Annotated in this window: 1 pseudogene; it reads left to right on the top strand. The window is 44.3% G+C overall.

Annotation, left to right across the window (positions count from 1 at the left end):
• Positions 1 to 349: 349 nt before the first annotated feature.
• Positions 350 to 775, top strand: a pseudogene (locus tag KCG43_RS21325) (hypothetical protein); the annotation flags it as partial.

Genomic DNA, 775 nt, shown 5'->3' with positions numbered 1-775 from the left:
TATGACTTTTTCAAGGATTCATTCTGTGCCAGTAAAGAGTACATATTTTTACAGCACAAGTTTCCGCTGTGCTCTTCAGCAATCAGTCCCTGCAACAAATAAATAAAGCCCCTTCCGGGGCTTTATTTATGCAGTTTGTATATCGCTTGTCTGATGGCGTTGAGTAATCTGTTGGTTAACCTGTGTTCTTTTACTGGCTCAGTCGGGTGGGACTTCAAGTAGATTTCTTTTTATCCATTGTGAACCCTATTCAAAAAACACCTGTGAATTTCATGATTTAGCCACCAGTTTTGTGTTTTTGTTTCTGGGGTTTCGGTAAACTAAGGCACTAAAAATAAAGGATGCCCGCATGAAATTTTACAGGCTAGGACTTGCATGTACGCTGCCATTATTAGCGGCCTGCAATGACAACAATTCACCCATCAAAATCTCCAGCGAAACCGTCTCTCAACAGCAGCTTGATACCATAGTTACTAATATCGAAAAGCGTTACCCTGAGGCGATCCAGGAACAAAAACAAAACGCCGCCGACGTGGTGGTACGTGCCATCGAGAATTTGGTGTTTGTTGAAGGAGGCAGCTTTGAGATGGGAGATTTTGGTGCCCCTTGTGAAATCCCCAGCGGTACGATCAGCCGGATAGATTGGTCTCCGGATGCTGAATGCTTGAGCGACCCTACGAGTCAGGAAACAGGTGCAGCCTTCCTTCATAAAGTCACACTCGATGCCTACTCAATCGCTAAGTTAGAAACGCGATTTATTGACATGGAGTGGATG

It is taken from the genome of Photobacterium sp. WH24 (assembly GCF_019204055.1).
Taxonomy (GTDB): Bacteria; Pseudomonadota; Gammaproteobacteria; order Enterobacterales; family Vibrionaceae; genus Photobacterium; species Photobacterium arenosum.
Note: the sequence above shows the minus strand (reverse complement) of the source record. Positions and strands in the feature narration are given on the sequence as shown.